The organism is Allobosea sp. CER48 (assembly GCF_044752385.1).
In the GTDB taxonomy this organism is placed as follows: domain Bacteria; phylum Pseudomonadota; class Alphaproteobacteria; order Rhizobiales; family Beijerinckiaceae; genus Allobosea.
The window spans coordinates 1-5,868 of sequence record NZ_JBIWYK010000195.1 but is presented as its reverse complement, the minus strand read 5'-3'; the positions used below and the strand labels follow the sequence as shown (position 1 = coordinate 5,868).

At 67.5% G+C, this 5,868-nt stretch carries 6 protein-coding genes; 2 read left to right on the top strand and 4 right to left on the bottom strand.

The annotated features are described in order from the left end of the window. Positions 1–119: 119 nt before the first annotated feature. Both ACIPIA_RS09205 and ACIPIA_RS09200 read right to left on the bottom strand, forming a co-directional pair. The gene (locus ACIPIA_RS09205) at positions 120–998 is read right to left on the bottom strand and encodes an HpcH/HpaI aldolase/citrate lyase family protein (protein WP_400508767.1); all 879 of its coding nucleotides are present in this window, start codon (positions 996–998) and stop codon (positions 120–122) included. A gap of 4 nt (positions 999–1,002) precedes the next feature. Then, positions 1,003–1,641 (bottom strand): MaoC family dehydratase, encoded by a 639-nt coding sequence (locus ACIPIA_RS09200; RefSeq protein WP_400508771.1) that lies wholly within the window; start codon positions 1,639–1,641, stop codon positions 1,003–1,005. A gap of 53 nt (positions 1,642–1,694) precedes the next feature. On the opposite strand from ACIPIA_RS09200, the gene ACIPIA_RS09195 reads away from it, so the two are divergent. Both ACIPIA_RS09195 and ACIPIA_RS09190 read left to right on the top strand, forming a co-directional pair. Continuing rightward, complete coding sequence (locus ACIPIA_RS09195; RefSeq protein WP_400508765.1) at positions 1,695–2,771, top strand: lytic transglycosylase domain-containing protein; 1,077 nt, start codon at positions 1,695–1,697, stop codon at positions 2,769–2,771. Then, on the top strand, positions 2,768–3,982 hold the full coding sequence (locus tag ACIPIA_RS09190) for a DUF2336 domain-containing protein (RefSeq protein WP_400508763.1): 1,215 nt from the start codon (positions 2,768–2,770) through the stop codon (positions 3,980–3,982). Before ACIPIA_RS09195 ends, ACIPIA_RS09190 begins: the two co-directional genes overlap by 4 nt. A 6-nt stretch (positions 3,983–3,988) precedes the next feature. Here ACIPIA_RS09190 and ACIPIA_RS09185 read toward each other — a convergent pair whose 3' ends face one another. Both ACIPIA_RS09185 and ACIPIA_RS09180 read right to left on the bottom strand, forming a co-directional pair. Beyond that, positions 3,989–4,762: an NAD kinase gene (locus tag ACIPIA_RS09185; protein ID WP_400508761.1), complete on the bottom strand. Its 774-nt coding sequence runs from the start codon at positions 4,760–4,762 to the stop codon at positions 3,989–3,991. 152 nt (positions 4,763–4,914) lie between these two features. Then, positions 4,915–5,865 (bottom strand): MBL fold metallo-hydrolase, encoded by a 951-nt coding sequence (locus ACIPIA_RS09180; RefSeq protein WP_400508769.1) that lies wholly within the window; start codon positions 5,863–5,865, stop codon positions 4,915–4,917. Between the last annotated feature and the right edge of the window lie 3 nt (positions 5,866–5,868).

Genomic DNA, 5,868 nt, shown 5'->3' with positions numbered 1-5,868 from the left:
GCGTGACCTGCGCGCCCGGTACCAGCGCATCGGCCGCCCGCTGGACGCGCCCGGCGCAGCCGCTGCAATGCATGCCCGAGATGGCGAAAACCTGAGTCATTCGAATCGTCTCCCGCCAGTCATTCAACCGGTTTGCGAGCCCGCGCGAGAAGGCGCTCCGCCTTGATGAGATGGGGGCGATCGAGCATTTCGCCGTCGAGGCCGATGACGCCGGCGCCCGGATTGGCCGCGAACAGCGCCACGACCTGCTCGGCCTTGGTTAGCGCGGCCGGCGAGGGCGAGAAGATCTCGTTGATCGGCGCGACCTGCGCCGGATGGATCGCCATCTTGCCGGTGAAGCCATCGCGACGCGATGCCAGGCATTCCGCCCGGAAGGCAGCTTCGTCACGGAAATTGGTGAAGACGGTGTCGATCGCATCGACCTGTGCCGCCGTCGCGCCGAACAGCGTGAGCGAGCGGGCGAGCCGATAGGGATCCGTGTAGCTGCCGTCCTCGAGTCGATTGGTTTCGGCCCCGAGGTCGGCCGAGAGATCCTCGGCCCCCCAGGTCAACGCCATCAGGCGGTGCGAGGAACGACTATAGCTTCCAAGCCCGAAGATGCCCTTGGCGTTCTCCGTCGTGATGGGCAGGATTCGCGTGGTGCCGTCCGGCAGGTCGCACTCCGCCTCGCGCACGGCGATCTTGGCGGCGAGGTGGCCGACATCAGCGCCGCCTTCCGATTTCGGCAGCATGATCGCGTCCGGGGCGCCGGGCATCACCGCGTCGAGATCGGCGTCGCTCATGCCGGTCGCGAGGCCGTTGATCCGTACGATCAGCAGCGGGCGCTTCGGCAATGCACGTGTGGCGTCCAGGAAGGCGCGGGTGATCTCGCGCGCCGACGGCTTGGCATCGAGCGCGACGGAATCCTCAAGGTCGAGGATCAGGGCGTCGGCGCCGATCTCCAGGCCCTTCTGCTGCTTCTTGGGGCTGTCGCCCGGCACGAACAGGAGCGAGCGCATGTCGTCAGACCGCGATCGTGGCGGGCGCGGGGCGCTTGCGCATGAAGGCCTGGCGACGGCATTGCGCGACGAGCGTGCCGTCCTGCTTGTAGGCCTTGTGCAGGAAGTCGACGATGCCGGCATCGGGGCGTGAACGCGACTCGCGCTTCGCGACGATCTCGGTGGTGCAGTTCACCGTGTCGCCCTCGAAGAGGGGGGCCGGGAACGCGACGTCGGTCATGCCCAGATTGCCGATGGTGGTGCCCACCGTGGTGTCGTTCACCGAAATGCCGATCATCAGTCCGAGCGTAAAGAGCGAATTCATCAGCGGCTTGCCCCATTCGGTTTCTGTCGCGCAGAAATGCGCATCGATATGAAGGGGTTGCGGGTTGAGCGTCATGTTGGAGAACAGCATGTTGTCCATCTGCGTGACGGTCCGGGTCAGGCCGTGCTCGATCACTGCGCCGACCTGAAAATCCTCGAAATAGATCCCGCCACGCTTGTGACGCACCATATCCGCCATAGACGCCTCCGCCTTCGCATCCGCCGGCCGCTGAGCCGGCACGAGAAGTCGTAGAATGCCATCTGCCGGGAGGGAAGTGGAAAGCGTCGCGTTAAGCTTTGCGAAGGGGCGCTTAACGGTTCGCTTACCATAATGGAGCATGGTTCGGATTGCGCTTTCCGCAATGCGCGGAAGCCGCATGCCGAAGGCTCCAGATGTTCCTTTTCACCACGCCGCAGACACGCGAGGCGCAACCAGCCAACCCGGTCGTAAGCGCCATCCGCCAGGGCGCGGAGCGGACGGGGGCGGGCTTCGACTACCTGCTCAAGACGGCCCAGCGTGAGTCCTCACTGGAGCCGGAGGCGAAGGCCAAGACCTCTAGCGCGACGGGTCTGTTCCAGTTCATCGAGCAGACCTGGCTCGCCATGGTGAAGCAGGAAGGGCCCAAGCAGGGGCTCTCGCAATATGCCGACGCCATCTCCGAGAGCGGTGGGCGCCTGACTGTCTCCGATCCGGCGGCGCGCGAGAAAATCCTGCAGCTGCGCAACGACCCGCAGGTCGCGGCCGTGATGGCCGGAGCCCTGACGCAGAAGAACCGCGACCAGCTTGCCGGCACCCTCGGGCGCCAGCCGCAGGCTGGCGAACTCTACATGGCGCATGTGCTGGGCGCGCGCGGCGCCTCCGATCTGATCAAGGCGGCGACGAGCGACCCCAACCGTGTCGCGGCGCAGGATTTCCCGGAGGCGGCAGCGGCCAATCGCTCGATCTTCTACGACAAGGCCGGCCGGGCGCGCAGCGCACAGGAGGTCTATGGCGTGCTGGCGGCGAGCCATGCCGGCACCCAGGTCGCAGCGGCAACGACGCTAGGCGTCCAGCCGGGGCAGGGCGACATGCCGCCGGTCGAGATCGCGGCGGCGCTGCGCCCTGAGCGGGCGCGAGGTCTGGTCGGTTTGTTCTCGACGGGCGGCTCCCGCGATCCGGTTTCGAAGGCTGTGGCCAATCTGTGGACGACACCGAGCCGTGGCGGTACCAGGACGGCGTCGCTCGAACGCGGCGAGCGCTACTTCCCGCGCCCGGGTCAGAGCGATGCGACGATCGCATCCGACGCTGGCACATCAGCCGGTTCGGCTACTGCCAGCGTTTCCGGCCAGGTCGTGAATGCTCCGCTGCCGCCGTCGCGGCCGAGCGAGCTGACGGCTTCCACCGCCGCGGCGGCGCCGCAGGCAACGGGCAGGACGCGTCGCGCGCCGCTCGATCTGTCTTCCTTCATGATCCAGCGGGGCGGAGCATGATCGTTCGCCGTTTCCTGCTCTGGGCCCGCACGGCCCCGGCCGAAGCGCGCGCAGCGGGTGCCGCAGCGCTTGCGGGAGCCTACCTGCGCTCAGAAATGTCGGATGAGGATCGGCAAGAGGCGGAGACGGCGCTGCTGGCGCTGATCGACGATCCCTCGCCGTCGGTACGCCGGGCGATTGCCGAGGAAATGGCACCGTCGCTGCGCACTCCGCGCAATCTCGCGCTCGGCCTGATCGCGGAGCAAAGCGATGTCGCGGCGCTGGTGCTGGCACATTCGCCGGTGCTGACCGAGGCCGATCTCGTCGATGCCGCCGCCATCGGGGACAGGCTGGCCCAGCGTGCGATCGCGATGCGCCGGGGCCTTCCGCTCGGTGTCTGCGCTGCGCTGGCGGAGGTCGGTTGCGAGGAAGCCCTGATCACGCTCGCCGGTAATCGTGGTGCCGATATTCCCGAGTTCTCGCTCGAGCGCATGATCGAACGCTTCGGCGACAGCGGCGCATTGCGCGAGGCCCTGCTGGAGCGCCCGGACCTGCCGACCGGCCTGCGGCAGGCGATCGCTGCGCGCGTCTCCGCGACGCTGGCGAGCTTCGTTGCCGGTTGCGGCTGGCTGACGCCCGAGCGCAGCGAGCGGCTGGCGCGCGAGGCGACGGAGCGTGTCGCGGTGGCCCTTGCCGCAGGTGGCGAAGCAACCGATGCGCCGGCGATCGTCGAGGTTCTTCGCGTCACCGGCAGGCTGACGCCGGGGCTGATCCTGCGCTCGCTGCTGAGCGGCGAGCCGGCACTGGCGGAGGCCGCCTTCGTTTCGCTGTCCGGCCTGCCGGCGGGGCGGGTGGCGGTGCTGCTGCGCGACAAGCGGGGAGCGGGGCTCAAGGCGCTCTGCCGCAAGGCTGGGCTGCCGGGTTCGCTCGAACCCGCCTTTACGGCGGCGATCCTCGCCCTCAACGCGCGCGGCTTCGACGCCGGTGGGGCGCGGCCCGGTATCGACCGCACCTTGCTGCGCGACGTCCTCATCGCCTGCGAGGGAATGGAGGGAGCGGAGGCCGACTCGCTGCTGGCGTTGCTGCGGCGCATGGATGCCGAGGCAGCCCGCGAGGAATCGCGAATCCTCGCGGATACGCTCGCGGACGATGCCGCTCTTGCCCTGCTGGTCGAGGCCGATCCGGCCTTCCTCGTCGAGCTGGAAACCGGCGATCTACGCGACGTCGCCTGAAGACCGTCAGTAGCCGAACTGCTCGCGCAGGATGCGTTCGTCCAGGCTGTGGCCGGGATCGTGCAGCATGACGAGATCGACATCGCGGTCGATCTCGATCGAGACGGCGCTGACTTCATCGATCTGGGTATGGTCGGCGACCGCGCTGACGGGGCGCTTGTCGGCTTCCAGAACCTCGATCGAAACCTTTGCGTGGTCAGGCAGCAATGCACCGCGCCAGCGGCGGGGGCGGAAGGCCGAGATCGGGGTCAGCGCCAGCAGCGGCGCATCGAGCGGCAGGATCGGGCCATTGGCCGAGAGGTTGTAGGCAGTTGAGCCGGCGGGCGTCGCCAACAGCACGCCGTCGGCGATGAGTTCGGTGAGGCGAACCTGCCCGTCAACGGAAATGCGCAGCTTCGCGGCCTGGTAGGAACGGCGCAGCAGCGAGACTTCGTTGATCGCCTTGGCCTGTACGGAGCTTCCTCTGCAGTCGGTCGCCTGCATCGACAGCGGGTGCACGACGCTGCGCTGGGCCGCCTCGAGGCGCTTGCGCAGCCCTCGTTCCTTGAACTCGTTCATCAGGAAGCCGACCGAGCCCCGGTTCATCCCGTAGATCGGTTTTCCGGTACCAAGAAAGCGGTGGAGGGTCTGCAGCATCAGCCCATCGCCACCAAGCGCGACCACGACGTCGGCTTCCGCCGGATCGGCGTTGCCATAGCGCTCGACCAGCCTGTCGAGCGCAGCCAGCGCTTCGGGGGTATCACTGGCGACGAATGAGATCGCGCCGAAGCGTTCGGTCATAGCGTATCCTGAAGCGGCAGGCCCTGCGGCATCGGGGCAGGCTTAACACGAGCGAGCCAGAAGTCACGAGGCGATGGCTGCAACAAGGCCGTGCCCGCGAAAAAGGCCGGGCTGCGTGCCCGGCCTCGAAGACATGCGGAACTGCGGTCTGTTCAGATCGCCGGGGTCCACTGCACCGGGACGAGCTCGAAGCCGTTCCCGTCCTTCGCGATGTGCCCGACCGCCGGGAAGGGAGCATGGTAGAACGCGACCTGCATCCGGTCGGCAGAAACCATGTCGAGCAGCTTGCGCCGGGTGGCGGCGGCCTGCGCGCCATCCATGTCGAAGACGGCCGACCAGTCCGGGTTGCGCACGAAGAGCGCGGGGTGATTGGTGGTGTCCGACATGATCATCAGCTTGCCGTTGCCCGAGGTGAGGGCGAAGACGGTGTGGCCCGGCGTGTGTCCCGGTGCCGCAACCGGCGTGAGCCCCGGAATGACGTCCTTGCCGGGCTCGAACTGCTTCACTTCCTTCGCGACCGGGCCGAAGACGCGCCGCACGCCGGCGAAGGCGCCCTTCATGGCGTCCGGGGCCGCGTTCATCTTGGCGTCGTCCATCCAGAACGCCCATTCGGCGGCCGGCACCATGACTTCGGCGTTCGGGAAGACAGCGGCACCGTCCTTGAGCCGGAATCCGTTGATGTGGTCGCCGTGGAAATGGCTGAACACGATGCTCGAGACGTCCTTGGGGTCGAAGCCGGCGGCCTTGAAGTTCGCCATCCAGCTCCCGGAGGTCGGAGCGCCGGAATCGCCGTTGCCGGTGTCGATCAGCGTGAGCTTGCCGCCACTCTGGATCGCCAGCGTGGTGAAGGTGATGTTGAGAGCATCCTGCGGCAGGAAGGCGCTTGCCATCGCCTTCTTGACGTCGGTGAGCTCGGCATTGCGAACGAAGCCTTCCAGCGGCCGCTTGGCGAAGCCGTCATTGATTGCGGTTACCGTGATGTCGCCGACTTTGTAGCGGTAGAAACCGGGGGCCTGATTCACGGGAACTCCTTGTGCTTGGGCCGGAGTAGCTCCGGGAAGGTCCAGCGTGGTCGCTGCTACGAGGGCGCCGGCTCCTGCCAGAGC